Raw genomic sequence first — 23,653 nt, 5'->3', positions numbered from 1 at the left:
GCAATCGAGATGGCGAGATGCCGCAATCGAGTGAAGACCATTAACTCCATGAACTACCGTCAGCGCAAGCGGAATGACGACATCCACCGGCTCTCCACCACGCATACGGCGATACAGCAGCCCGTAAGAGGAATAAGTGAAAGACCGTTCTAACCACACGACATCCGCAAGCGTCTCGCGACGCGAAAGACTACGCGAACAGCTCATACGGGACGCCAAAGCAGTGGCTCGCGAGCACATCGCCGCGCAGGGGGTCGACGGTCTCACCCTCGCAGGTGTCGCGCGCCGCCTCGGCGTCAGCCCCCCAGCGCTGTACCGCTACTTCGACGGCAGACAGGGACTGATCCGCGCCGTCTACGACGACCTCACCGCCGACCTGGTCAACACGATCGAACTGGCCGTGCAACGCCAGGATCCCGACGACGTCGCCGCACAAATCCACGCGGCCACCCGGGCCGTGCTGACCTGGACCCTAGACAACGCCGCGGGCTTCAGTCTGCTCATGGGCGCCCACTACCCCGCCATAGCCGAAGCCGAGGATGGCATCCCCAGGGTGATCTCGGAGTCCCTCGGCGATCTGTTCGGCGAGTTCTTCGTCCACTTCGCCCGCAGCGGCCAGCTCAACTACCCCGAAGACGACGAGATCCCTCCGGCTCTCATCCCCCAACTGAAGATCTATCGGGAGTCGGTCAAACCTGGAGTGCCACTCGGAGTCGCCTACATGATGATCTACTGCTGGCGGCAGATCTACGGCATTCTCTGCATGGCCACCCACAAGCATCTCTCCTTCGCCTTCGACGACCCGCAGCCCCTCTACGAGACCATGATCGTCGACCTTCTCTCCCACCTCGGCGTCAAACCAAGCGCCAACCTGCGATGAAAGCCGACGAGGTCATCAAAATCTCGTTCACCCGCCGCAGTTCGGAGTTCTCTCGGCGCTGCAGCTTCCACTCGACCGACTCACCGTTGGTACGGCCAGGCCGGCCACCCGCATCGGACTTGGCCCGGCAGACTCACGTGCGCACCGTCTCGGCGCACGCCGCCGGCCGTTACCCCGGCCAGGCCGAACCTCTGGGCAAGGCGTTGGCGGCGGCCAGGGGGCTGGATGACACGGAGGTCGCCGCCATGCTGCTGCGGCCGTTCGCGCTGGAGCGGCTGGCCCCTCCTCATGGTCCGGCATTCGCGGCCCTCGCGGCGCACTACGGCGGCACCTGGACGGACGGTTTGCTCCGCCACTGGACAGAGGGCTGGCGGCCCGGCTCCTACGGCCTCGCCCAAGCACCGTCGGAGTGGTTCGAAGATCTCCCACGCCTGTGTGCCGCGCTCTCGACGGAGGGGAACGCGTCGACCGCAGCCGCCCGCCGCATCGTCGAACTGTCATGGACGATGTTCGCGGGCCAGGTCGCTCCGGCACTCGACGGGCCGCTCACCTCCCGGCGGGAAGCATGGCTGACCGCCTTGGGGGCGCCGTGCTCTGGGATCATCGCGGCCGCGGCCGGGCTGGGATCGACGGGTGTTCTGGAGAATGCCCGCAAGCTCGCGCGAACGGCCGGTGATAGGGCGCACGCCCTGGCGATGGCGACGCTGCGTGCCGCCCGGGACGCGCCGAGCGGGCTTTGACGAGCTGGCCCTCTACTGTGCCGATCGGATCCGCGCATTACTGGCGCAGCCACAACGCGCGCCGGGCGACTGGTCGATCGGGCTGCCTGCCGGATGCGCGTGCGAGCTTTGCGAGACGCTCGGCTCGTTCCTCCGAGCCCCTGAGCGACGCGCTCTCGACTGGCCGCTCGCGAAGGACATGCCCAGGCACATCCACGCCAGGATCGATGAGGCCGAGCCTGTCCATCACGAGACCAGGCGGCAGGGCCGCCCGTACACCCTGGTACTGACCAAGACAGAAGCCCTCCCTGTTCGAACGTGAGCGTCTCGCCCGCGAGCGCCACCGAGCAGATCTGGCCTGGCTCATCGATGAGTGGAAGGTCCCCGCCTGATCCGTCACGGACATGGTCGGGCAACGTGAATGTGGTGTACGGGGATGTGGATGGCGGCAGGCCATGTGCGACCGGTGGTGCTCGCCCCTCGGGCACACACCGCTCGCACATGTGGGGGTTCCGGTTCAATCCGGGCCTCGGCCTGATCGACGCGCTCACCGCCGCAGAGGTGAAGACCTTCGCCGACAAGGGCTATCAGGGCACGGGCGGCAGCATCCGCACCCCCTTCAAAGGTCATCGGCTGCGGCCGCCGCTGTCGCGCCACCAGCGCTCGGTCAACCGCGCCCACGCCCGCATCCGCGCCTGCGGAGAACGCGGGTCGCGCCGTTGGCTCAGCCGCCATCCGCGCGGCACAGGGTGTCAGTCCTGGGCGGAGAGGACGCGACGGGCGGCCGCGAGCTGCTGATCCTTGGCCGTTCGCAGCGCCTGGAACTCGGCGGCGTGCGCACGGACGGTACCGTCCTGGATGCGTTTCTCCACAGCGGACCAGACGGAGATGAGAGCCGTCTCCTCCTTGCACCGGACATCCACCTGTGCCGCGCGGATCTCTTCTCGGGTGGGGGCGCCGTCGCCCGTCCATCGCTCGTCGGCGACCGCGGCGAGCGGATCGGCGTAGTGCAGGCCGTGCTCCCGCATGCAGGCACTCCATGCCTGAAAGACCCGCTCGACCTCCGGGTCCTGCTGGGACCGCTCGAACGTCTCCGTGATGAGCCGGTTGAACAACGCCTCGTCGACCTGCGGCGTCCCGCGTTCGAGGTGATCGCGCGCCTCCCCCAGGCAACTGCCCGTCTTGCCGTACGCCGCCTCCCGCGCCGCCGTCGGCAGGCGTCGCGTGCGGGTCTCCCGCGCGGCGAAGCGCCGGGCCACGGAAGGGCGGTCCGGGGGGACGCGGAACCCGTAGAGGCCGGCGACCTCTGCCTCCACGACGCCGTAGCGGCGCCGGTTGGGCGGTTCGACGTCGTCGGCCACAGCCGGTGGCAGCACCTCCCACTCCATGCCCCGCCGCCGCATGCAGTCGCGGATCAGGAGGTCCTCGGCGGCCTCCAGGATCATGATGTCCGCCGGAGAGAAGTTGTACCTGTCGAAAGGCACGGAGAGCTCGCGCGCTTCCGCCCCCGGCATCGGCACCGGGGGCGCGGGTTCCGTTCCCTCCGCGGTGGCGCAGGCCGCCACCGCAGCCAGGAGGACCACCACCGAGCCCAGCAGCCGAACCGACACGCGAACTCCTCTGGTGGGTACTGGGGTGGACGCTGTGATCAGCCGGGCCTCATGGAGCTGGCCTTGTTGTCGAAGCCGTTGTTCGACAGGTCAGCGTCTTCCGACCAGCCTTTGGCCGTGTAGCCGTAGGAACCGGCGCAGTTGGAGGCGTTGTAGAACCGCACCCGGCTGGAGTTGTTCCTCATGGAGCTCACCCGGTCACTCAGCCTGCCCATGGTCTGACACTCCCTGCCGCTGATGGTGAAGACCCACTTGTCTCCCTTGAAGTTGTCGTGCTCGTACACGCAGAGGCTGTACTTGCACGCGTAGCGGTCGGCGTGCGCACTGGGGCTGATCCCCAGGACCCCGGTCAGGACCAGAGCTGCGACGCCGGCTGTGCGCATGATCTGCCGCTTCATAGAACCCCTTCATCTGAAGATCGAAATTAGGCGGGATCATAGCCACATGAGGTGACCGGTGCACCCGGAAGCCACATTTCGAGACAACCTAAAAGGCAGGCCAAACGACAACGCCGAAGCTCGCACCATGGTATAAATCGCCAGCTTGCTCGTCTCGTGCAGGGGATCACGGTTCCCCGGACCAGAAGGGAGCCGCAGTGATCGACGGCTCGCTCCTGTTCGGGTGGACAGCTCACCGATCCGCATCTCACTCCTCCTGTGCATCGGGTCACAGAACCCGAGGGCGGGCTCTTCTGCGTTGCGCCGGGCGGCTGGCCGATCGGGCCGCCTCACGGTTTCCGGTTGATCAGCAGGTCGATCCGGTTCGAGGTGCCGCCGGTCCCGGGCTCCTGGTCCTGCTCGCGGCTGAAGAGTCCGTCCAGCTCGTCACCGACCAGGACGGCCAGCATCTCGCCGCCGGACCAGGCGTAGCGCAGGATGTGCAGGTCGTCCTCGGCGTGGATGACGTGGAAGCCGGCGCTCTCCAGCTGCTCCTGGGGGGACTGCCGGCGCTGTGCGTACGTGATGGTGGGGCTCTCCGTCCGTTGCGCGCTCGCCCGTACGTCGCCCATGGGGATCAGGTACGACTCGTCGCTGTAGGAGTCGAAGGTGACCAGCAGGGCCGGACCGCCCTCGGCTCCGGGCTCCACGTCCAGCCTCACGATGCCACGGGCGAAAACCTTCAGCTCTCTCTTCAGATAGAGCACGGGATCGCCGTCACCGGACCGTCCGACCAGCTGCGACACGCCTCTCCAGTACGGACTGGCGCCGAGCCGGCCGCCGCCGGGCCGGTCAGGCCCGGAGGCCGTGGCCGAGCCGGGCAGGAGCCCTGAGATGCCCGCGTCGGTGGGCGCCGCCCACGGGAACATGACCGCGATGGCCTGCGGGTCCACGCGCCGCATGTACGTGTTGTCGCCGTAGAAGCCGTGCGCGGCGATCAGTTCGCCGGCCCGGCCGGGGAAGCGCAGCTCGGTGCCGTCGACGAGGTTCGTGACGAGGTAGTCGGGGCTGTAGTCCAGCAGGTCACCGTACGGGGATCGCGGGGGGAACAGCGGCATCTCCCGTCTGACCGCGTACCCCTGCCCGCCCATGGTGACGCGGTCGAAGCCCGGCAGCACGTCGTCCAGGTGCCTGATCAGGCGCAGCGGCAGCGCGTGCTGGGCGTGCGTCGCTCCCTGCGCCCGTACGAGGTGGTCGTCGTGCCGGAGCACTCCGGGGACGTCGCTCCGCCAGCCGTGCGTGACCTGGTAGGCGAACTGCCGCTCAAGGGTGCGGATGTCGTCGAGCCGGCCGGTCGGCGCGGCGTCCAGCGCGGCCTGGAGCACGTCCGGGACGGCGTGCACCACCAGGTCGCGGAGATGCGGCTCCGCCGGGTGGATCGTCCACTCCGCCAGGGCGTCGCCCAGCCGCACCCCGTCGGCGGAGCCGCCGATCAGGCGGGCGTCGCGGGCGGGAACCCGCTGGTACAGGGTCTCGGGCTGCCCGTCCACGGTGATCGCCAGAGTGGTGTCGGCGCCGGCTCTGATGCGCAGTCCCGCGCCGTCGTCGTGGACCTCCTGGAGGTCTTCCTGCCGGGCGGCGGCATCCGTGGTCCGCTGGTACAGCACGACGCGGGAGTCCGCTCCCTGGAGGAGTACGAACGGCCCGCCCTGCCAGAACGGGGTGGCTCCCAGTTGCCGGAAGCCCGGCAGGTGCGCGGGCGAGGCGGCCACCTGGCCGAGCGATTGCTCGATCCGCGCGGCCTCGTCGGCCACCACGGGACCGGACGCTCTCGGCGAGGCGGCAGGCAGGTCGAGGTAGACCGAGCCGACGCCCCGGCTGTTGGGGTTGTACAGGCGGCTCTCGGCCTCCTGGTCGGCCGGGACCCGGAGCTGGAAGGGGAGGCCGTTGACCTCCAGCTCAAGCCCGCCGTCGGCGTCCGCGTGGATCGTCGCCGCGTCCATCAGCCGCTGCTGCGACGGGGTGAGGGGGACGCCGGTGTACAGTCCGGTCAGTCGCCGGCCGTTCAGCACCGCGATGATCGTCGTGGTGCCGTGCGTGAGCCGCATGATTCGCAGCCGGCCCTCGTCGATCAGCGACTGGAAGCCGAGCGCGCGTAGATTCCGCTCGTTCGCGTTGACGAACCCTTTGGTGGGCAGGAGCATGTCCCACATCTTCGTCAGGCCGTGGTCTTCGAAGGACCACCCGGCCCGCGCGTTCCCGGTGCGGTACTCCACGGCGATCATGCCGCCGACCTGGATGCGGGAGATCTCGTCAGGGCTGCCGAGCCGGGCCCACAGGCTCCGCCCGCCGTCACCGAACTCGATCAGCACGTTGTCGCTCCCCACGAACCTGCCGCCCAGGAGGCGCGTCCCCGCGGGCAGGGCCGCGACCGGCGCGGGCAGGACGGGGAGCTCCGGCGCGCGGGTGCCGGGCGGCGTGGTCGCCGCGACGACGGCGACCACGCCGGAAGGGCGGTCCAGGTCCCTGTCGGCGTAGCTGACGAGCTGGTCCAGGTGGCCATCCGGCAGGCGCTCGTTCACATGCGTCAGCACGCGGATGATCTGTTCCGGGGAGAGGCGGGCCGGGGATCTCCTGCCTCCGTAGAGACCGTGCGAGGCGGCCGTCTCCGCGATCAGCGGGTGGAAGGTCAGCCGCTCCCCGGTCGTCACGTTGACCACCTCGATGAGGTCGTCCGGCGCGGCGGGACCGAGCGGGTTGCCGGCCGGGCCGGACCTGCGCAGCACGCGCGTGTCGTACGCGTGGCCGTCGATCCGGACGCGGGCCCGATCGACGTGGCGCAGGACGTGGGAGATGCGGCGCAGCGGCTGGGCCAGGTCGTGGTGGGTCCGCCCGGCTCCCAGCACCAGCGTGTTGTCCCTGACCAGCACGTCGCGCACGTCCTCTGCGCGGCCGAGCAGGCCGTGCTCGCGCAGGCGCTGCTCGACCTCGGTCCTCGGCGTGCCGTCGAAGAGATCGAGGTTCGCGATGACCGCGTTGTCGTTGACGCCGCCGCGGGCGAATCCGGTCGGCTCGTTGACGACCTCCGTCCGTCGCATCCCGGGCAGGTCCTGGGAGAGGTCCACGAGCAGGACCTCGGCGTCCACGACGGACGCGTCCTCCAGCACCGTGAACTCCATCCAGCCGTTGTTCACCCTGACGCCTCTGAGCCCCGTCGCCGGATGAGTGAGCGTGCCCAGGGCGGTGGCTCCGGTCAGCAGTCCCGCCAGTTGCTCGTCGCCCACCGGGACGTGCAGCCTGACGAGGCGTCCCTGGGAGAAGGAGGCGATGACGTCCGCGCTGGCGTGGCGGATGCTGCGCAGGCCCGGCTCCTCGTGCACCGTGACGTGGAAGCCCTCCGGTACGCCGACGATGCTGGGCGGCTGCCGCAGCCGGTCGGCCATCTCCGGAGTGAGTTCCGCCGGTGGGACGCCGCGCAACCGCGGGCCGCCGGTCTGCTCGACCCGGAACCACCCGTCGCCTTGGAGCACGTGCAGGACGCCGTCGAGGACGTGCACGCCGTGGATGCCGCGAAGGCGCAGCGGGCGGTAGAGCCGGAGCGTCCCCTCGTCCCGGTCCCTCGTCGCCACCCAGCCGTCGCCTTCCTTCCACGCCTCCTCGTTCATCTGCCAGGTTGCCGGCGGGGCGAAGGGGGTGAGTACGGGCCGGTCGCCGCCGGGCGGCTCATCCCGTGCCGTGTTTCGCGCCGCCGGCGCCGGCGCCGGACCGCTGCTTGGCGGGCGGGTGCCGGGGCCGTCGGACAGGATGATCCGCCGCTCCTCGGGGACGAACGTGACGTGGAGCCTGGTCCCCGGCTCGGCCAGCACCTGGCGGAGACCCGCCTGCCACGTGATCGGCCCGAGCTCGCGGGCGCCCGCCACGTCGAAGTCGAACCGGTAGCGCACCGTGCCATCGGGCACCCTCGTCGCGGGGTGCGCCGCCTGCGCGGTCACGAGCATGAAGGCGTCCAGCATGAAGTCCGGCACGGCGGTCCACGCGCTGAGCTCCTGCGGTGTCAGGTCCAGCCAGAACGAGACCGGATGGGCGAGGCGCGGGAGCAGCCGCCACGCGGCCCACATCTCCGCCACCGAGCCGTCGATCGAGCCCTGTCCGGAGGCCGGCGCCTGCCTGATCGCCGCGTTGACCTCCGTGTCGTGTCCGGCGGTGAAGGCACGCAGCGCGACAACGCCCTCGGGCCGGGTGGCGAAGCCGGGTGCGTACCGCCGGATCAGCTCCGGGTCCGCGGCCTGCAGGTCCCACAGGCCGCTCACGAGCCGGTCGAACTCGGTGACGGACAGCCACTCGCGCACGTCCTGCCGGGTCGTCGCGTCGATGCGCGCGTACCGCGTCTCTCCGCTCGCGGTGCGGGCCGCGGCGTGGTCCAGCAGGGCGCCGCTGAACAGGAGGTGATCCCCCGTGGACAGGGCCTGCGTGATCTCCGGGTTTCCGGAGTTCAGCGCCTCCAGCGCGCTCTCGTACACGCCGCGCCGGCCGCCGAGCCGGAACTCGGCCCGCCGCATGGCCGCCTGGCGGTCGCGGGCGCGGGCGTCGTACAGGGCCTCGATCTGGCCCAGTTGCCGGAGCCGCAGGTCCGGCAGGCCGGTCCAGCCCATCTCGGTGGCAACCCGCCGGCCCCTACGCAGCGCCGTGTCGCCCGGCTTCCACCCAGGCGGCGGTTCCGCCGTACGGGTCGCGGTGTCCGCCGTGGACGCGGCCCCGGGCAGGGCCTCCTCCACCAGCGTGGCGAGATCGTAGCCGGACAGGTACTGCCCGGGCGCTCGCGCCGCGAGTGCCTCCCCGATGCGCTCCGCCACGACCGCGAACCGGTCTCCCACGTGGCCGAGGGCGATGTGGGGCGAGTGGTCGGCCGCCGCGGCGAACAGCTGGGCCACCTTGACGACGGCGCGCGTGCTGTCCATGTCGCCGAACAGCTCTCCGGCGGCGCGCCGGAGCACGGCCACGCCCTGCTCGCCGGGGAAGCGGTGGCCGCCCGTGAAGCGGAACCATTCGACGAAGCGGGCCAGGCCGTCCACGTCCAGGACGGAGAGCCGGTCGCGGCCCATGGCCTGGGCGATCATGCGGAGGAAGGCGTGGGCGCGTGGCGGGGCGCCGTCCTGGTCGGTGACCAGCTCGACCAGCGCGCGGATCCTCCTGAGGTCGGCTCCTCTGAAGGGGAACTCGGGCGAGGTGCCGTACATGGCGGCGGCGGTGGAGAGCAGCGCGTCCGTGTAGGTGAGGTGGTGCCGGGTGAGGTCCCCGACCGTGACCTCGCGGTGCACGGCCGCCATGCGTTCGAGCCGCAGCACGTGGTCGAAGAACTCCCGGCCGTGGGCGGGGAAGGCCGCCAGGAGCTCGCGTACGTGCTCGGGCAGCCGGATCGTGTCCGGCGTGGGCATGGCCGGGCTCATGGTCTCGTACGGGACTGCGGGCTCGGCCGGGCCCCTGGCGACCGGCAGGCGGCGCGGCCGGGTCTCCGTCCGCGCGGAGGAGAGGTCGAAGGCACCGGGACGCATCGCGCCAGGGCGCCGCTGGACGGTGACCTCCATGGTCTCGGCCAGGGCCGACAGCGCCATGAGGTGACGGTGGCGGATCCCGGCCCTGGCGGGGAACGGGCTGCCGGACACGTCCGAGACGGAGTCCTCGGCCCACCAGAGCCGCTCCGAGCCCATGAAGCTGGGGTCACGCCGCACGAGGGTGCCGGCGAGCGTGCGCCGGTCCTGCTTGGCCGCCTCCATGTAGTCGTCGTCGAAGCCCAGGTGGTGGCCGAGCTCGTGGGCGGCGAGCGCGAGCCCCCAGCCGGCGTAGAGGTGCTCGGCGTTGGGGCGGGCGCCCGGGGTCCTGGGGTGGAAGGTGACCCTGGGCTCGTTCTCCTGGGCCGGCACGAACCGCAGCCTGACGTGCAGCTGGGAGCCGTCGCGGAGCCGGTGCTGGTGGTTGTAGTAGACGTCCACCGCGTCCAGCATGTTCGACTGCTCAAGGAGCAGCTCGGCCTCGCTCATGGCGGGGTCGGCCGCGTACCGGAGGATCAGGGTGAACTCCGTGACGGCGTGCGTCGTGCCGGCCTCGTCCACCACGCGCAGCGAGCGCACCTCCAGCCGGGACCTGCTCCGCTCCCACGGGTGCCGTTCCTCGACCTCCTCGCCCGCGTACTGGCGCAGTCGCGCCCACTGTGACGCTCTGACCGCCTGGCGTGGGTCCAGGGAGTAGGCGTTGCCGTCGCGCAGGACGGCCAGGGTGCGTTCGTCGTGCAGGGGCAGCAGGGGTGGGCGCGTGTCGGGGTTGAGGTCGGTGCTGCGCGGTTCCGGCGTCGGAGTGGCGGGTGCCGGCGTGGCCGGTGTGGGGGCCGGCGGTGGTGCTGCCAGGGTGCGGAGCCTGTCCAGGCGCTCGCGGCCGGCTCCCTCGGGGACGCCCTCGGTGAAGGTCGCGAGGACGGCGTCGAGTCTGGCCCGCAGCTCGGCTCTCGCCTCAGGGGTGCTCGCGGTCCGGTACTGGCGCGACAGCAGGCGGAAGACGTTCTGGCGGGCGTTGTGTGAGGTGTCGCGGCCGTCCGGGTGGCCGGTCAGCGCCGCCATCGTGGTGCGCGGGGCGGTCAGCTGCTGAAAAACGTCGGAGACGACGGCCAGGACCGTGGGAGCCACCTGGTCGGGCGCGATCCTGGCGGCGAGGCGTACCCGGTCGGGAGCCTGCGCGGTGCCCTCGCCCAGCCGTACGTGGCTCAGCGCTGTGCCGTCGACCGGCCCCACCTCGAAGGTGATGTGCCGGCCGCCGATGAGCAAGGTGGTGTCGTCCACCCAGCTCCACGTCATGGACCGGCTGCCGAGGTCGGCCGGCTCGACCTCGGCGTCGAAGGCGGCGCGGGCCTCGGCGACGGTGAGGTCGTCCAGCGCGGCCTGCCTGCCGTCGGCGACGAACCAGTCCCCGATCGGCCGGACCTCGATCCCCCGCTCAGGCCGTGGAGCCTGCCACCCGGCCGGATCCGGCCGGCCCGGGTCGTGGTGGAAGGCCACCGCGCCGTCCGGCAGCCCTGCGAAACCGGCGCGTCCCCGCGGGCCGCGCACGGGTGACCCGGTGAGCGGGTCGACCGGGCTCTCCGGTGCGTACGCGGTGGAGCCCGGGTCCGTGGTGTCGCGTGCCACGGGGGCGGCGGTCCGTGCGTTGGTCACGGCGCTCTCGACCAGCTTGGCCAGGTCGTAGCCCGACATCTTCGTGCCCGGCTCCCTGGCGGCGAGCGCCTCGCGGATGGCGTCCACCACGACGCCGAAGTGCTTGCCCACTTCGCCGTACGCCATGGACGGTGAGGACTCCGCCACGGACGCGAACAGCCGCGCGACTTCGACCACGGCCCTTGTGCCCTCGACGTCGCCGAACAGCTCACCGGCGGCGCGCGTCAGCGCCTTCACGCCGCGCTCGCCGGGGAAGCGCTGGCCGCCCGTGGCACGGAACCACTCGGCGAAGCGCGCCAGCCCTTCCACGTCACGGATGCGGAACCGGTCCATGCCCATCGCCTCCGCCAGCTGACGGACGAGGGTACGGGCGTCCGGCACCGCACCGTCCTGATCGGCGACCAGCTCCAGCAGAGCACGGAAGCGGGTGAGGTCGGGGCCGTCGAAGGCGTGGTCGGGCACCGAGCCGTACATGGCGACCGCCGTGGAGATCAGCGCGTCGGTGTAGGCGAGATGGTGCCGGGTGAGGTCCGCGACCGGGACGTCCCGGTGCAGGGCCGCCATGCGGTCGAGCCTGAGCGCGTGCTGGAAGAACTCGGGCCCGCTGACCGGGAACCTCTCCAGGAGGTCGCGTACGTGGTCGGGCAGCCGGGTGTTCTCCGCCGTGGGCACCGGCAGGCGCATCGTCTCGTACGGCACCTCCGGGCTCGCGGGACCGGTGACGACCGGCAGGTCGCGTGACACCGTCGTGGTCCGGTCGCTGAGCCGGCGGCTGTCGCGACGCCGGGGGACGGTGACCTCCTTGGTCTCCGCCAGGTCGGAGAGGATCTCCAGGTGACGCGGGCGCAGGCCGACCACCGCCGGGAACTCGCGTCCCTGATGGTCATGCACGACGCCCGCCGATGAGGCCCAGAAAGGCCGGTCGGAGCCCATGAGGGTGCGATCCAGATGGACGTAGGACGCGGTCAGCGTGCGCCGCCCGTACTCGGTCTCGTCCACGTAGTCGTCCGGGAAGCCCAGATGGTGGCCCAGCTCGTGGGCGTAGAAGGTGATGGCCTGGCCGACGGCGAAGTGGGCGTAGTCGGATCGTCGCCCGGTGTCGGGGGCCAGCAGGACGGCGGGCTCGTTCCCCTTGGCCTCCACGAACTCCACCCGCAGGTGCAGCTGGGAGCCGTCGCGGAGCCTGTGCTGGTGGTTGTAGTACAGATCGATGGAGTCGAGGAGGTCCGACTGCTCCTTCAGCAGTTCCTCCCTGCTCAGGTCGGGGGCTCTGAACCGGACCAGGAGGGTGAACTCGGTGATGGGGTGGGTCGTGCCCGCCTCGTCGGTCACGTCCATCAGGCGCACTTCGAGCATCGACAGCACTTGTTTGCGGTGCTCCCGCTCCTCGACCACCTCGCCGGGGAACCGGCGAAGGTCGGCCCACTGCGATGCCTTGAGCGCCTTCTTCGGGTCGATGGCGTACGCGTTGCCGTCGCGCAGCGCGGCCAGGGTCCGCTCGTCGTGCTGAGGGAGCAGCGGCGGCCGGGTGTCGGGGTCGAGGTCGGTGCTGCGGGGCCCGCCCTGCGCGGCCGCGGGCGGGCCGTCCGGATGGTGGCTCGCGGCCTGTGCGTGCCGGCCCGCGGCCGGGACGTCCTGCGGTGGGGGGTCGGCGTCGGCCTGCGCGGACGGGCCCTCGACGGTCACGGGGGGTGCGGCCTCGACGTCGGTTGTGGCTGCGGTACGGATGTCCGGCGCGGCATGGGTGTCCGGCGCGGCATGGGTGTCCGGCACGGCTTGGGTGTCCGGCGCGGCTTGGGCGTCCGGCGCGGCTTGGGCGTTCTGCTCGGCTCGTGCGTTCTGCTCGGCTCGGGCGGGTGCCGTGGGAGGGGTGACGGTTTTCGGCTCGACTGTGGCTTGGCTCTGCGCGGTCTGCGCCTGGTTCTGGGGTTGGGACGGTGTCTGGCCCTGCGTCGGGGTGCTCGGGTGCTGGGTATCGGCGTGCGTCGTCGGCGGGGTGGGCCGCTGCGAGCGGTCGCCGTTCAGCAGGCGCTGCAGGTCACCGGTGGTGGGCCGCTGCTGAAGGGTGCCTGTGACGTCGCGGGTGTTCTGCACCGAGAGGTCGGACGTGGCCCACTGGTGCGGGACGACCTGCGGCGGCGCTGTGACGGTCGGTTGGGGCCCGTCCGGCGACGGTCCTGTCCCGTGCGTGGCCGGGCCGTACCCGTCCGTGGTCGTCCCGGCCAGATGCGTCCCCATGCTGGCGGCGTAGTTCGACAGTGTCGTGGTCGGGCGGACGGCCGCACCCATGACGTGCACGTTGAACGGGCTGTAGGTGTTCGCCCGGAACCCGCCGGCAGCGGCGGCGCCCACCAGCGACTCCAAGGTGATCCGTCCGGGATCGCCGTACACCAGGACCCCGGCCCCGACCTGGCCCGCCACGGAGCCGGGCACGTTCGGCAGGGCAGTGGCCAGCACGGCCCTCGGATAGCGCTGGAACGCGGGCAGCACCCCGGTGCGGGCCCCCGCCGTCCGGTACAGCGTGCCGATGCCGGGCAGCCGGTCGATGTACCCGGCCATGTGGCGACCGAGCCAGACGCCGGCCGCGGTGCCGATGACGGTGCCGACGATGATGGCGTTGGTCAGCTGCCAGTCCCACTCGTCCCGCAGCCCCTCCTTGATCTGGTCACGCTGGGCCTTCAGGCTGGCCAGACCTTCCAGGAGCTCTTCTGGGACCTCCGTCGCGAACTCCCACGCGAGGAGGCGGCTGCCGGCGCCGGCCGCCAGCACGGTCCGGCCGGCGCCCGTGGCGGGTCCCGCGCGGCCGGCGACGAGCAGCAGCCGGCGCAGCAGCAGCTGGGCACGGACGCTGCCCAGCTGCGCGGACAGGCGTACGACCAGCGCCGCGAAGGGGCTGCTGACGGCCACGATGCCGAGCGCGGCCGCGGTGACCGACACCCAGAAGGCGATGTTGATCGACCGTTTGGTGAAGTCGGCCTCCAGCGCGAAGGAGGCGAAGTGCTCGGCCAGCTGCGCGGCCTGGTTCGCCTTGGCGACGACGCCGGTCCTGTCGTCGAACTGCCGCCGGATGACCGTGAACGCGGGCGGTTTGGCCGGGGAGGTGTATCCGGCGTCGATGGCGCCGACGGCGGTGCCTGTCTTGTCCACCGCGTCGCCCATGGTGGCCGCCAGGGAGTCGAACAGCTGGGCCGCCCGGCCCAGCTCCACCGTCCTGGTGTCGGCGGGCCACGGCTCGCCCGCCGTGAACAGCGGGATGAACGTGTAGTTGACCCAGTCGGGCAACGCCGACGTCTCCCACGCCGGGCGGACCTCGGTGGTGGGGACCCGCCGGAGCGGCGCGCCTCTGCCTGGGACGTAACTGGGGTTGACCGGTTTCGCTGTCGCCATCCGACGTCGTGCTCCGTCAGGCGGGGCCGAGCATGCGGGCCGTGCGCTGCGCCAGCGCCGCGTCGGTGCTCAGCGAGTTGCCGACGGCCTTGCGTAACTTGGCCGGCGTCCTGTTGATGTCCTGCACGAGCGCGCTGGTGTCGTAGAGCCACAGATCCAGGCCGCCGCTCGCCTCAAGGGCCCGGATGAACGCGGTGCCGGCCGCTCCCGTGCCCCAGATCTTGGCCGCCAGCAGCCCGCGCAGCTCCGTCTCGTCCGACTGGTAGGCGGTGTCCAGATCAGTCGCCATGAGCTCGAACTGGGAGATCCCGGTCGAGATCGGCTCGGTGATCTCGGTGCCCTCCTCGTTCCTCACCGCTGACCGTCCCCCTCGGCCATCTGGCCGGCCAGCTGCCGCATGAGGGCCTCGACGTCCCCTTCGACGTGCGCCCGCATCTGCTCGGCGGGCACGATCGAGGCGAAGATCTCCACCACCCTGTCCTGGGCCGCGAGCGTGGCCCGGTGGATGGTGTCCTTGATCGTGTCCGCGAGTCCGCGGGCGTCGGGGCGGCGGAACACGCGGGGGTCGAGGTCGAGGCTGATCAGCTCGCCGCGGGCGCCGACGGTGGCGGAGACGAGGCCGTCCGCCGACTTCTCCGTGACCTCGACGGCGCGGGCCTGCTCGTTCAGGGACAGCGCCTCGCTCTGCAACCGCATGAACCGGGCTTGGAGCTCGTCGGTGTAAGCCTGCAGCCCGCCCGCATCAACGTTCATCGACATATCCCCCAAAAGTGTCTGCCCGGTAACGTACCAATGGCAACACCCGTCACAACAGGACATCCACCGGCAGCTCCTGCACCTCCGCGACCTCGGCCCTGGGCACCCACAGCCTGTGGACACCGCGGTCGATCCGGTCGAGATCCAGCTGCCTCGCCACGGTGACCTGCGCGCCGACGTACTCGATGAGCACTTTGTCCCCCCGCTGCACGCACAACCGGAACGGCGCGTCCCGCCAGGTGCAGACGGTGACGACGTGGCGTACCCAGGCGCACTCCGCGGCGGGGACGGGCCTGACGTACAGGTCGTCCGCCAGCCGCTCGAACCCGGCGGCGGGCGAGGCGCGGCGCAGCCGGATCCACAGTCCGTCCTCCAGCAGCTGTGGTGCGGCGTCGTACACGGCTCCCCTCCAGGAGGCCCGATAGCTCATCCGGGCTCCTCCACCAGCCACTTCCCGCGATCGGCGTCGAACTGCGCGCGCAGCCGCTCCACGCCGCCGGCCCCCAGCTCCAGGATCTCCGCCCCGTACGGCAGCAGGATGCCGTCGATCTTGTACTCCCTGACGATCTCGTCCGCGCTGGGCGCGAGGCCCATCCCGACGAACGGCGGCTCCTCGACGACCCACCCGGCGACGGCCCGCATGCTCTGCTCGTCCGTCCCGCCGTAGGGAGTGCGGTAGAGGGACAGGCCGACGGCCGGCCAGCGCAGGATGTTCACGGTGCCGTCGCGGGTGAGCGCCTCGTCCCTGGCCAGGGCCTCCGCCAGGGCGGCCGGCCGCGTGAGGTGCGCCACGTCCGTCGCGAGGTGGCAGTAGCCGGACACCCGCGGCTCCCCCGTGCTCAGCAGCTCCAGGACGTCGAAAGGGCGCAGCAGCTTCTGCACGATCGGGACGTCCGCCTCCGGCACCGCTGCCACGACCTCCCGCAGCGTCGGCGCGGCGAGCCTGGCCACCGTCCCCGGCTCCAGGTAGAAGCAGACCGGCCGCCCCGGGTTGACCGCCAGCCCCCAGTGCGGGTTGGGCCAGCGGGCCGCCAGCTCCGGCAGGGTCACGACCCTGAAGTGCCGGGCCACCTCGCCCATCGACTCCGGCGAGGTGAACACGGCCAGCCACGTGCGCCCATCGGCCGTGAACGTGGGCCAGACCGCCGGCGTCTCACCCCGCGCCGCCTCGTCGCCGATCGGGAGGGCGAAGGCGGCGGCGCGCAGCAGCTCCGAGCAGGCGGACCAGTCGCCGCGGGCGTGCGCCCTGCCGAGCGCCTCCTCGAACGTGCTCGCGACCTGCATGGCGTCACCTTAATAGGTGTGCAGCTCACCGCAGGGCGTCCACCGGCTCCATCCTGGCGCCGCGCAGGGCCGGGTAGAGGCCGGCCAGCAGGCCCACCACCGCGCCGGCGACGGGCGCGGCGATGGCCAGGCGGACGTCCAGGAGCGGCGTCCACTGTCGGGCGGCCGCCACGGCGACCACGGTGACCACGCCGAGCGCGGCGCCGACCACGCCGCCGATCAGCCCGATCAGCGTCGACTCCAGGAGGAACTGCGCGGCGATGTGCCGGCGGGCGGCGCCGAGGGCGCGGCGCAGGCCGATCTCCGGCACCCGTTCCATGACGGTGACCAGGGTGACGTTCGCGATGCCGACGGCGCCCACGACCAGCGAGACCAGGCCGAGGATGAGGAAGAGCGCGTTCACGTCGTCCTGCGCCTGGTCGCGGGCCCTGGTGGGGCTGGGCGGCGCGACCACGTGCAGCATGTCCGCGTTGCCGGGGCTGAGCGCGGCGGGGGCCTGGCCGGCGATCAGCCCGGCGGCCCCCAAGGTGGTGTTGACCAGCACCCGGGTGACGTCGCGGAGGCCGAACTGCCGGCCCGCCGTGGGCGGGACGATCACCGCCGTGCTCAGGTTCCGCTCGCGGCGCAGGTCGCCCATGATGCCGATCACCGTGTACGCGTGCCTGCCGATGAAGATCGCCGGTGACCGGTCGAGCCGGGTGACGCCGAGCGCTCTGGCCGCCTGGTCGCCGATGACCGCCACCCGGTCGCCCCGCCGGACGTGTCCCGTGTCGTAGAAGCGGCCCTGCAGCATCCGGCCGCGCGCCGCCTCGGGCAGCCCGGTCGTCGCGGCCAGCACGGTCAAGGACTGCGTGGTGACCCTGGACGGGTCCACGATGTCGTTGGAGCGCACGGACAGGTTGGAGCCGTCGTCGCTCTCGGCCACCGCGGCGGCCGACTCGACGCCGCGCAGCCTGGTCAGCCGGTCGATCGCGGTCCACTCCACGAGCGGCTCGAACTCCTGCTCCGGCACCTCCACGGTGATGGCCGTGGCCACCAGCTCGTCGAAGCGGCCGACGATCTGGTTGCCCGCCGTCGCGGCCACGCCGAGCGTGACGACGAGCGTCGTGATGCCGAGCACGGTGCCGAGCGTGGTGAGTGCCGAGCGCACCGGCCTGGCGAGCATGCCGGCGACGGACTCGCCGATCAGGTCGCGTACGTGCATCACGCCTCCTCCGCCGGCACGCCGTCGGTGATGCGCACCCGCCGCCCGGCCCGCGCGCCGACCTCCTGCTCGTGCGTGATGACCACGATCGTCAGCCCCTGCCCGCGCAGCTCGTCGAACAGGCCGAGCACCGCCTCGGTGTTGCGGCTGTCGAGGTTGCCGGTGGGCTCGTCGCACAGCAGCAGGGACGGCTCGCCCATGAGGGCTCTGGCGATGGCCGCGCGCTGGCGTTCGCCGCCGGACAGCAGGCCGGGCGCGAAGTCGGCGCGGTGGGCGACGCCGACCCGCTCCAGGGCGGCCATCGCCCGCGCGCGCCGCTGCCTGATCGTGCCCGGCCGTCGGCGGTAGACCTCGGCAAGCATGACGTTCTCCACGACGCTGCGGTGGGACAGCAGGTGGAAGGCCTGGAAGACGAAGCCGATGCGGTCGGCGCGCAGCCGGGTCCTGGCGCCGTCGCGCAGGGTCGTGGTCTCGACGCCGTCCAGCCGGTAGCTGCCGGTGCTCGGCCGGTCGAGCAGGCCGAGCACGTTGAGCAGGGTCGACTTGCCAGAGCCTGACGGGCCCGTGATGGCCAGGTAGTCGCCCCTGCCGACCCGCAGCGTGACGCGGTCGAGTGCGCGGACCGGCGGCTGGGCGGGGAACTCCCTGCACACCTCCGTCAGCTCGATGACCGGCTCAGCCACCGCCGACCACCACCCGGTCGCCCTCCTTGAGCGCGCCGGTGACCTCGACGTTCCCGTCCGCGGTCAGGCCCGTGCGCACCTCGACGTCCTTGGTCTCGTCCGGCGCGTGCTCGACGCGTACGCGGGCCTTCCCGTCGGCCGAGGTGATCACCGCCGCCACGGGGACCACCAGCACCGGCTCCTCGGTCGCGCCCACGGTGACCCGCGCCGTGACCGCCGTGCCGGCCTTGAGCGCCTTGCTCGTGGCGGGCGTGAGCAGGATCGGTACGGCCCCTTCAGGCGGTTCCTCGGCGCCCGGCACCTTCGCCCGGTCGCCGGCCGCGGTGAGCGTGGCCCGATACGTCTTGCCCGTGCCGAGCTCGATGCTCGCCTCCATGCCGGCGCGCAGCAGCTCCGCCTCCGCCGCCTCCACGCTCGCGGTCACCATGAACGACGAGCTGGTGACGGTGGCGACCTCGTCCTCGACGCGCTGCCCCGCCTTCACCGACACCTTCTGCACCCGAGCGGGCAGCTTCGGCAGGAACACCACCTCGCCGGGCGGGACGGAAGTGCCGTACGTGCGGGCGTACTCGGCCAGCATCTCCTCGGCCGCCGCCACGTCCTTCCTGGCGCCCGCCACCTTGAGCCTGGTGGGTGACAACCTCCTCGCCTGCCGCAGCGCCTGCTGGGCCGTGACCAGGCTCTCCTTGGCGGTGCGTACGGCCTTGCGCAGCTCCTCCAGCCGTTTCTCCCGGGCCTGCCGCGCCTCCTCCATGGCCAGGCCGCGCGCCTCGTGGGCGGCGGCGAGGTCGGCCCTGGCGTTCTCGACCCGCATCCGCAACAGGCTCGTGTCGGCGGGCGGCTGACTCGCGGAGATGAAGGTGGGGGTGGGACTGAGGCTGGAGGTGGGGGTGGGCGTCGGCCGGGTCCTGGCCGCTTCCAGCTCCTGCTCGGCCGCCGCCAGCTTCTCCTCCGCCGCGCGTACGGCCGCGTCGGCCGCCGCCAGCTTCGCCTCGTCCTCGGGCGTCAGCCGCCGCTCCTCGGCCTGCCTCAGCGCCCGCTTGGCCGCCGTCATGTCCGCCTCGGCGTTGTCGAGCTTCACCTTCAGCGGCAGCACGTCGCGGCCCTGGTCGAGCGCCTGCTGCTCGGTCGCGAGGGTCTCCTGCGCCGTCTGTACGGCCTTGCGCAGCGTGTCGTACGCCTGCCGGTCGGCCAGCGACGGCTGCTGGGCCTCGTACCCCTTCTTCGTGTACATCCTGGTGACGGCGGCGATCGTGGCCTGGTCGAACACGCCCGTCAGCGGCCCGCCGAAACCCAGCCTGCGCAGCGCCCGCTGCAGCTGCCTGACGTCGGCGCCCTTGCTGCCCGGGGCGATCGTGCGGTGCATCGGCACGGAGCCGCGCAGCGCGAACACCGGGCGGCCGTTGACCTCCATCAGCACCGCGCCCTCCTTGATGCGGCCCTTGCGCGGCGCCCTGGTCGCCCTTTGCTGCTCCGCCGCGCCGCCGACCGCTCCGGCGAGGGTGATGGGCAGGGGCGAGCCGTACTCCAGGGTGCCGCTGGTCACGACGGTGCTGACAAGCTTGCGGCGCTCGACGGCGGCGGTGATGAGCGAGGGCCTGGGCGCGGCCCTGCGGGCCGCCTCGTCGGCGGGCGAGCGTAACCGGGTGCTCAGTGCCCAGCCCGCGGCGGCGATGACGACGACGCCGGCGATGATGCCGGCGATGAGTCTGCGTGGCGACTGCATGGCGGTTTCACATGCCGAACCGGTCGTTGACCTGCTTGTCGATCGCCGCCTGGCGCGGCAGGTAGACGGGGTAGAAGTCCCTGCCGCACTCCAGGTCGTCGAGCGCCGCCTTGATCTCCCTGTTCAGATAGGGGCGCGCCTCCTCGGGGGTGAGGGTGGGCGCGTAGATCATCGGCAGCTCGCCCTCCTTCGCCGGAGGCGCGACGTCGGGCACGTCGTCGCGCTGTGCCCGGCCCAGCCTGTCCTCCTGGGCACTGAACATCTCCTGGCCGCGCCTCGCCATGGCCAGCGGCGTGGTGTCGCTGATCGCGTTGCCCTTGCCCTTGAGGCAGGTGGCCATGGCGGCGGCGAGCTCGACCAGCTCGGGGTCGCTGTTGAGGTCGCTCTTGAGCGCGCGCTCGCGGACCTTGTTCTGCTCGGCGTAGTAGTCGGTGCCCGACTTCAGCTTCAGGCCGAGCACCTGGTTGGCCGCGGTGACCATGCAGGTGTCCAGCGCCTTCCTGTAGGCGCCCATCTGAGCCTTGGAGAGCGAGGACTGGATCTCCATGTTGGGATTGATCACAGGGTCGTCGGGTTTGACCGCTGGGTGCCCCAGCTCCTTGGGATAGACGTACAAGGCGAACACCCCGAACCCGTGCTTTGCGCGAAATTTCCGCATTGCTTGGTAGTCGCCGGCGGCGCGCTTGCGGCTCTCGTCCGTGTCCGGCACCGGGGGACGCCAGACGTACGGGACGTACTTGAAGCCCTGCTGCTTCATGCAGTCGGCCTTGGCCGCCTCGATCCGGTGCTTCTTGTCGCTCGTCGCGCTCGGCGACGGCGCGGCGGTCTCCGCGGCGCCCCCGCAGCCGCAGAGCACTGCCAGGGCGGCCAGCGGCACGATCATCCTGCCGATCCTCATCAGATCCCTCCTCCGCCGAACAGGTCGCCGACCTGGGCGCTGATCGCGCGCTTGCGCGGCAGGTACGCGGCGTAGAAGTCCTTGCCGCACTCCAGGTCGTCGAGCGAGGCCTTGATCTCCCTGCCGAGGTACTGCTTCGCGGTGGCCTGCGGCAGGCGCGGCTCGTAGTAGCGGCCCTCGGGCAGGTCGCGCTCGGGGATGTCGTCCTTCATGGCGAGCGCCCGCTTCTGGGCCTCGAACTCGCGGGCGCCGCGCCGGTCGAGGTCCACCGGCTTGAGCGAGTCGACCCGATAGCCCTTGCCCTTGAGACAGTCGCCCATGGCGGCGGCCAGCTCGACGAGCCTGGGCTCGCCGTTCAGCTCGCGCTCAAGGGTCTGGTCGATCAGCTTGTTGCGCTGCTCGGCCCGGTCGGCCTCCGAGGTGACGACCTTGCCGGTGACCTGCTTGATCGCCGCGTTTCCGCAGGACGTCAGCGCCTTGTCGTAGGCGGCGCGCTGGGCGTCGGACAGCTCGTTCTTGATCGTGTGGTTGGGGCTGTCGCTCTCGCTCCAGACCACCCGCTTGCCGCCAGGGTCGGCGAGGAGGTCGAAGACCCCGAAGCCATGCGAGGAACGCTCCCTCCGCATGGCCTCGTAGTCGCCCGAACTCGCCTTGTCGAACTCCTCCAAGACGTCCTGCTCGGGGACCCAGGCGACGTACTTGAAGCCCTGCTGCTTCATGCAGTCGGCGATGGCGGACTGGATGCGCTGGGCCTGCTGCTTCGACGCGTCGGCGCCGCCGGCTCCTGGCTCCGGGTCCGCCTCCGTCGCGGAGACGCACCCGGTGAGCATGGCGGCGCAGAGCGCGCCGGCGGCCACGCGGTGTCTGTACGGCATGGCGCCCGACCATACTCCGTTGAACGTAGCATGGTCAATCCAGGCAGTGCCGCCGCTGCCGCAGGGGCGCGCCGGCGGCCCAGAGCGCCAGCACGGCGAGCACGCCCCAGTAGGCCAGGTGCTGCCCGGTCAGCTGGGACGCGTGCACGGCCAGGTCACCCGAGGTCACCGCCAGATAGATGCCGGCGGCCAGCGCCCACCGGTGGTCGCGCGTCAGATATCCGGCCCAGGCCGCCAGCCCGAACGCCGCCGCCTCCACGGCCATCCTGCTGAGCGAGAGGGACAGCGGGCCCTCCTCCGCCATCCAGTGCGGCCCCGACCACGCCGCCGCCAGGGCCGCCGCGCACCACCACCACGACCGGGCGCGCAGCGGCCGCCCGCGCGCCGCCAGCACTCCCAGACCGGCCAGCGTGGCCGCGTATCCGCCCGCCACCACGTACGGGTCACTGTCGGAGAACAACGCGTGATCGCCGAGCGGCGACGGGTAGACGGGCAGCAGCGTGAGGTCGAAGATCTGCCGGCCGGCCGCGATCGCCACCGCCTTCATGCCGACGGCCAGCGTGAGCGGGATCGCCGCCCATACCCACCCGCGCAGAACGGCGAGCAGGGCGAGCGCCGACGCCGCCGTCCACAGGGGCAGCGTCCCCGCGTACGGCAGCAGCGCCGCCAGCTGCACCGCCGCCAGGGCCGTCACGCCGAGGTGCAGGCCGTCCTTCCAGGGACTGCCCGCCGCCAGGTGCACGACGCGGCTGCGCACGCCGCCCGCCAGCAGCCCCCACGCCTCCCTCGGCACGGGCACGGTCCTGCCGGGGTCGGCCGACTCCAGCAGGACGTCGAGCAACTCGTCACCGTGCGCCGCGCGGTAGGAGCGCGGATAGGCCCGCAGCAACGCGCGGTACCGGCGCTCCAGCGGGCCGCCCTGCGGGCTCTGCGGGCTCTGCGGGCTCTGCGGGCTCTGCGGGCTCTGCGGGCTCTGCGGGCTCTGCGGGCTCTGCGGGCTCTGCGGGCTCTGCGGCGACTGTGGGGACTGCGGGACGACCGTCATGTGCTGGAGGGCCGCAGCACCAGCGCGGCGGCCTCGTGCATCCGCCTCGCCTCCGCCTCCACGAGCGCCTGGCCCTCGTCGGTGATCCGGAAGTAGCGGCGGTTGCGGCCGTTGACCGTCTCCTCGCGGTCGACGGTGATCACGCCGCGCTCGTTGAGCCGCTCCAGGATGCCGTAGAGGGTGCCGACCGACGGCTGCACCCTGCCCGCGGACAGTTCCTTGATCGACTTGCTGATCGCGTGTCCGTGCAGCGGACCCGCACGCAGGGCGGTGAGCACGAAGTACATCGGCTCGCTGACTTCAGATGTTCCCCTCGGCATGGGGCGACATTATTCCGTTGAACGAAGTGTATGCAACGCTCAGTGGATCCAGCCGGCCTCGGTGGCGATGCGGATGGCGTCCACGCGGTTGCGGGCGTTGAGCTTGGTGACGATCTTGGTCAGGTGGTTGCGCACCGTGCCCACCGACAGGTGCAGCGTGGCCGCGATCTCCTCGGCCTCCGCCCCCTTGGACGCCAGGTGCAGGACCTCGATCTCGCGCCCTGACAGCGGGTTCTCGCCGATGTCCCAGGCGGACAGGGCGAGCTGGGGGTCGACGATGCGGCGGCCCGCCGCGACGCCGCGGACGGCGGCGGCGAGCTGGTCGGCGGGCGCGTCCTTGAGCAGGAAGCCGGACACCGACACCGCGAGTGCCCGCCTGAGCGTGCCGGGACGGCCCATGCCGGTGAGGATCAGCGTGCGGCAGGACGGCAGCTTCTCGTGCAGGATCTGCGCGGCGGTCAGGCCGTCCATGCGCGGCATGTCGATGTCGATGACGGCCACGTCGGGCTTCGTCTTGAGCGCCATGGGAACGACCATGTCACCGCACTCGACCTCGGCCACCACGGAGATGTCGGGTTCCAGCGTGAGCAGGGCGGCCAGCGCTCCCCGCACCATGTGCACGTCTTCGGCGATCAGGACCTTCAGCTCCAGCATTCCGCCCCCTGCACGTCGCCCTAAGCAACGTAT

At 71.7% G+C, this 23,653-nt stretch carries 17 protein-coding genes and 2 pseudogenes; 3 read left to right on the top strand and 16 right to left on the bottom strand.

Annotated features, from left to right (window positions below):
• Positions 1–223 precede the first annotated feature (223 nt).
• Positions 224–880: a TetR/AcrR family transcriptional regulator gene (locus tag AB0K12_RS15275; protein ID WP_364560440.1), complete on the top strand. Its 657-nt coding sequence runs from the start codon at positions 224–226 to the stop codon at positions 878–880.
• On the opposite strand, the pseudogene AB0K12_RS15270 reads toward AB0K12_RS15275, so the two are convergent.
• Positions 876–1,037, bottom strand: a pseudogene (locus AB0K12_RS15270) (IS3 family transposase); the annotation flags it as partial. The gene AB0K12_RS15275 and the pseudogene AB0K12_RS15270 sit on opposite strands and share 5 nt — an antisense overlap.
• On the opposite strand from AB0K12_RS15270, the gene AB0K12_RS15265 reads away from it, so the two are divergent.
• Together AB0K12_RS15265 and AB0K12_RS15260 are read left to right on the top strand one after the other, a co-directional pair.
• A complete protein-coding gene (locus AB0K12_RS15265; RefSeq protein WP_364560438.1) occupies positions 1,018–1,620 on the top strand; it encodes a hypothetical protein in 603 nt (200 codons plus the stop codon). The pseudogene AB0K12_RS15270 and the gene AB0K12_RS15265 overlap by 20 nt on opposite strands.
• A gap of 510 nt (positions 1,621–2,130) precedes the next feature.
• Positions 2,131–2,307, top strand: a pseudogene (locus AB0K12_RS15260) (IS5/IS1182 family transposase); the annotation flags it as partial.
• A 44-nt stretch (positions 2,308–2,351) separates the two neighbouring features.
• Here the strand turns inward: AB0K12_RS15260 and AB0K12_RS15255 are convergent.
• The 15 genes from AB0K12_RS15255 to AB0K12_RS15185 form a co-directional block, all read right to left on the bottom strand.
• Complete coding sequence (locus AB0K12_RS15255; RefSeq protein WP_364560435.1) at positions 2,352–3,209, bottom strand: hypothetical protein; 858 nt, start codon at positions 3,207–3,209, stop codon at positions 2,352–2,354.
• A gap of 38 nt (positions 3,210–3,247) precedes the next feature.
• Positions 3,248–3,607 (bottom strand): peptidase inhibitor family I36 protein, encoded by a 360-nt coding sequence (locus AB0K12_RS15250; RefSeq protein WP_364560432.1) that lies wholly within the window; start codon positions 3,605–3,607, stop codon positions 3,248–3,250.
• A 329-nt stretch (positions 3,608–3,936) separates the two neighbouring features.
• Complete coding sequence (locus tag AB0K12_RS15245; protein WP_364560429.1) at positions 3,937–14,175, bottom strand: hypothetical protein; 10,239 nt, start codon at positions 14,173–14,175, stop codon at positions 3,937–3,939.
• A 16-nt stretch (positions 14,176–14,191) separates the two neighbouring features.
• Entirely contained in the window at positions 14,192–14,530 is a 339-nt protein-coding gene (locus AB0K12_RS15240; RefSeq protein ID WP_364560426.1) for a hypothetical protein, read from the bottom strand.
• On the bottom strand, positions 14,527–14,928 hold the full coding sequence (locus tag AB0K12_RS15235; protein ID WP_364560423.1) for a YbaB/EbfC family nucleoid-associated protein: 402 nt from the start codon (positions 14,926–14,928) through the stop codon (positions 14,527–14,529). Before AB0K12_RS15235 ends, AB0K12_RS15240 begins: the two co-directional genes overlap by 4 nt.
• 52 nt (positions 14,929–14,980) lie before the next feature.
• A complete protein-coding gene (locus AB0K12_RS15230) occupies positions 14,981–15,361 on the bottom strand; it encodes a hypothetical protein (RefSeq protein WP_364560420.1) in 381 nt (126 codons plus the stop codon).
• Complete coding sequence (locus AB0K12_RS15225) at positions 15,358–16,215, bottom strand: SseB family protein (protein WP_364560417.1); 858 nt, start codon at positions 16,213–16,215, stop codon at positions 15,358–15,360. The genes AB0K12_RS15230 and AB0K12_RS15225 overlap by 4 nt, the downstream gene beginning before the upstream one ends.
• Before the next feature lie 25 nt (positions 16,216–16,240).
• Positions 16,241–17,419 carry an ABC transporter permease gene (locus AB0K12_RS15220; protein WP_364560414.1) on the bottom strand — a complete coding sequence of 393 codons (1,179 nt, stop codon included), beginning with the start codon at positions 17,417–17,419 and terminating at the stop codon, positions 16,241–16,243.
• Positions 17,419–18,102, bottom strand: a complete 684-nt coding sequence (locus AB0K12_RS15215; RefSeq protein WP_364560411.1) for an ABC transporter ATP-binding protein — start codon at positions 18,100–18,102, stop codon at positions 17,419–17,421. Before AB0K12_RS15215 ends, AB0K12_RS15220 begins: the two co-directional genes overlap by 1 nt.
• Positions 18,095–19,828, bottom strand: a complete 1,734-nt coding sequence (locus AB0K12_RS15210) for a peptidoglycan-binding protein (RefSeq protein ID WP_364560408.1) — start codon at positions 19,826–19,828, stop codon at positions 18,095–18,097. The genes AB0K12_RS15215 and AB0K12_RS15210 overlap by 8 nt, the downstream gene beginning before the upstream one ends.
• Positions 19,829–19,835: 7 nt before the next feature.
• Entirely contained in the window at positions 19,836–20,726 is an 891-nt protein-coding gene (locus AB0K12_RS15205) for a hypothetical protein (protein ID WP_364560405.1), read from the bottom strand.
• Positions 20,726–21,601, bottom strand: coding sequence for a hypothetical protein (locus AB0K12_RS15200; protein WP_364560404.1), 876 nt, complete (start codon positions 21,599–21,601; stop codon positions 20,726–20,728). Before AB0K12_RS15200 ends, AB0K12_RS15205 begins: the two co-directional genes overlap by 1 nt.
• A 34-nt stretch (positions 21,602–21,635) precedes the next feature.
• A complete protein-coding gene (locus AB0K12_RS15195; RefSeq protein ID WP_364560403.1) occupies positions 21,636–22,646 on the bottom strand; it encodes a hypothetical protein in 1,011 nt (336 codons plus the stop codon).
• Positions 22,643–22,966, bottom strand: coding sequence for a PadR family transcriptional regulator (locus tag AB0K12_RS15190; protein ID WP_364560402.1), 324 nt, complete (start codon positions 22,964–22,966; stop codon positions 22,643–22,645). The genes AB0K12_RS15195 and AB0K12_RS15190 overlap by 4 nt, the downstream gene beginning before the upstream one ends.
• A 39-nt stretch (positions 22,967–23,005) precedes the next feature.
• Positions 23,006–23,620 (bottom strand): response regulator transcription factor, encoded by a 615-nt coding sequence (locus tag AB0K12_RS15185; RefSeq protein WP_364560400.1) that lies wholly within the window; start codon positions 23,618–23,620, stop codon positions 23,006–23,008.
• Between the last annotated feature and the right edge of the window lie 33 nt (positions 23,621–23,653).

Origin of the sequence: Nonomuraea sp. NPDC049419 (genome assembly GCF_040676995.1) — a bacterium.
GTDB classification, from domain to species: Bacteria; Actinomycetota; Actinomycetes; order Streptosporangiales; family Streptosporangiaceae; genus Nonomuraea; species Nonomuraea salmonea.
The sequence above is the reverse complement of the archived record's forward strand: the minus strand, read 5'-3'. Positions and strand labels throughout refer to the sequence as shown.

Coding starts and splice junctions, on each gene's coding strand:
- AB0K12_RS15250 (WP_364560432.1), bottom strand. CDS start 3,607: ATGAAGCGGCAGATCATGCGCACAGCCGGCGTCGCAGCTCTGGTCCTG.
- AB0K12_RS15245 (WP_364560429.1), bottom strand. CDS start 14,175: ATGGCGACAGCGAAACCGGTCAACCCCAGTTACGTCCCAGGCAGAGGC.
- AB0K12_RS15235 (WP_364560423.1), bottom strand. CDS start 14,928: ATGAACGTTGATGCGGGCGGGCTGCAGGCTTACACCGACGAGCTCCAA.
- AB0K12_RS15230 (WP_364560420.1), bottom strand. CDS start 15,361: ATGAGCTATCGGGCCTCCTGGAGGGGAGCCGTGTACGACGCCGCACCA.
- AB0K12_RS15225 (WP_364560417.1), bottom strand. CDS start 16,215: ATGCAGGTCGCGAGCACGTTCGAGGAGGCGCTCGGCAGGGCGCACGCC.
- AB0K12_RS15220 (WP_364560414.1), bottom strand. CDS start 17,419: ATGCACGTACGCGACCTGATCGGCGAGTCCGTCGCCGGCATGCTCGCC.
- AB0K12_RS15210 (WP_364560408.1), bottom strand. CDS start 19,828: ATGCAGTCGCCACGCAGACTCATCGCCGGCATCATCGCCGGCGTCGTC.
- AB0K12_RS15205 (WP_364560405.1), bottom strand. CDS start 20,726: ATGAGGATCGGCAGGATGATCGTGCCGCTGGCCGCCCTGGCAGTGCTC.
- AB0K12_RS15200 (WP_364560404.1), bottom strand. CDS start 21,601: ATGCCGTACAGACACCGCGTGGCCGCCGGCGCGCTCTGCGCCGCCATG.
- AB0K12_RS15195 (WP_364560403.1), bottom strand. CDS start 22,646: ATGACGGTCGTCCCGCAGTCCCCACAGTCGCCGCAGAGCCCGCAGAGC.
- AB0K12_RS15190 (WP_364560402.1), bottom strand. CDS start 22,966: ATGCCGAGGGGAACATCTGAAGTCAGCGAGCCGATGTACTTCGTGCTC.
- AB0K12_RS15185 (WP_364560400.1), bottom strand. CDS start 23,620: ATGCTGGAGCTGAAGGTCCTGATCGCCGAAGACGTGCACATGGTGCGG.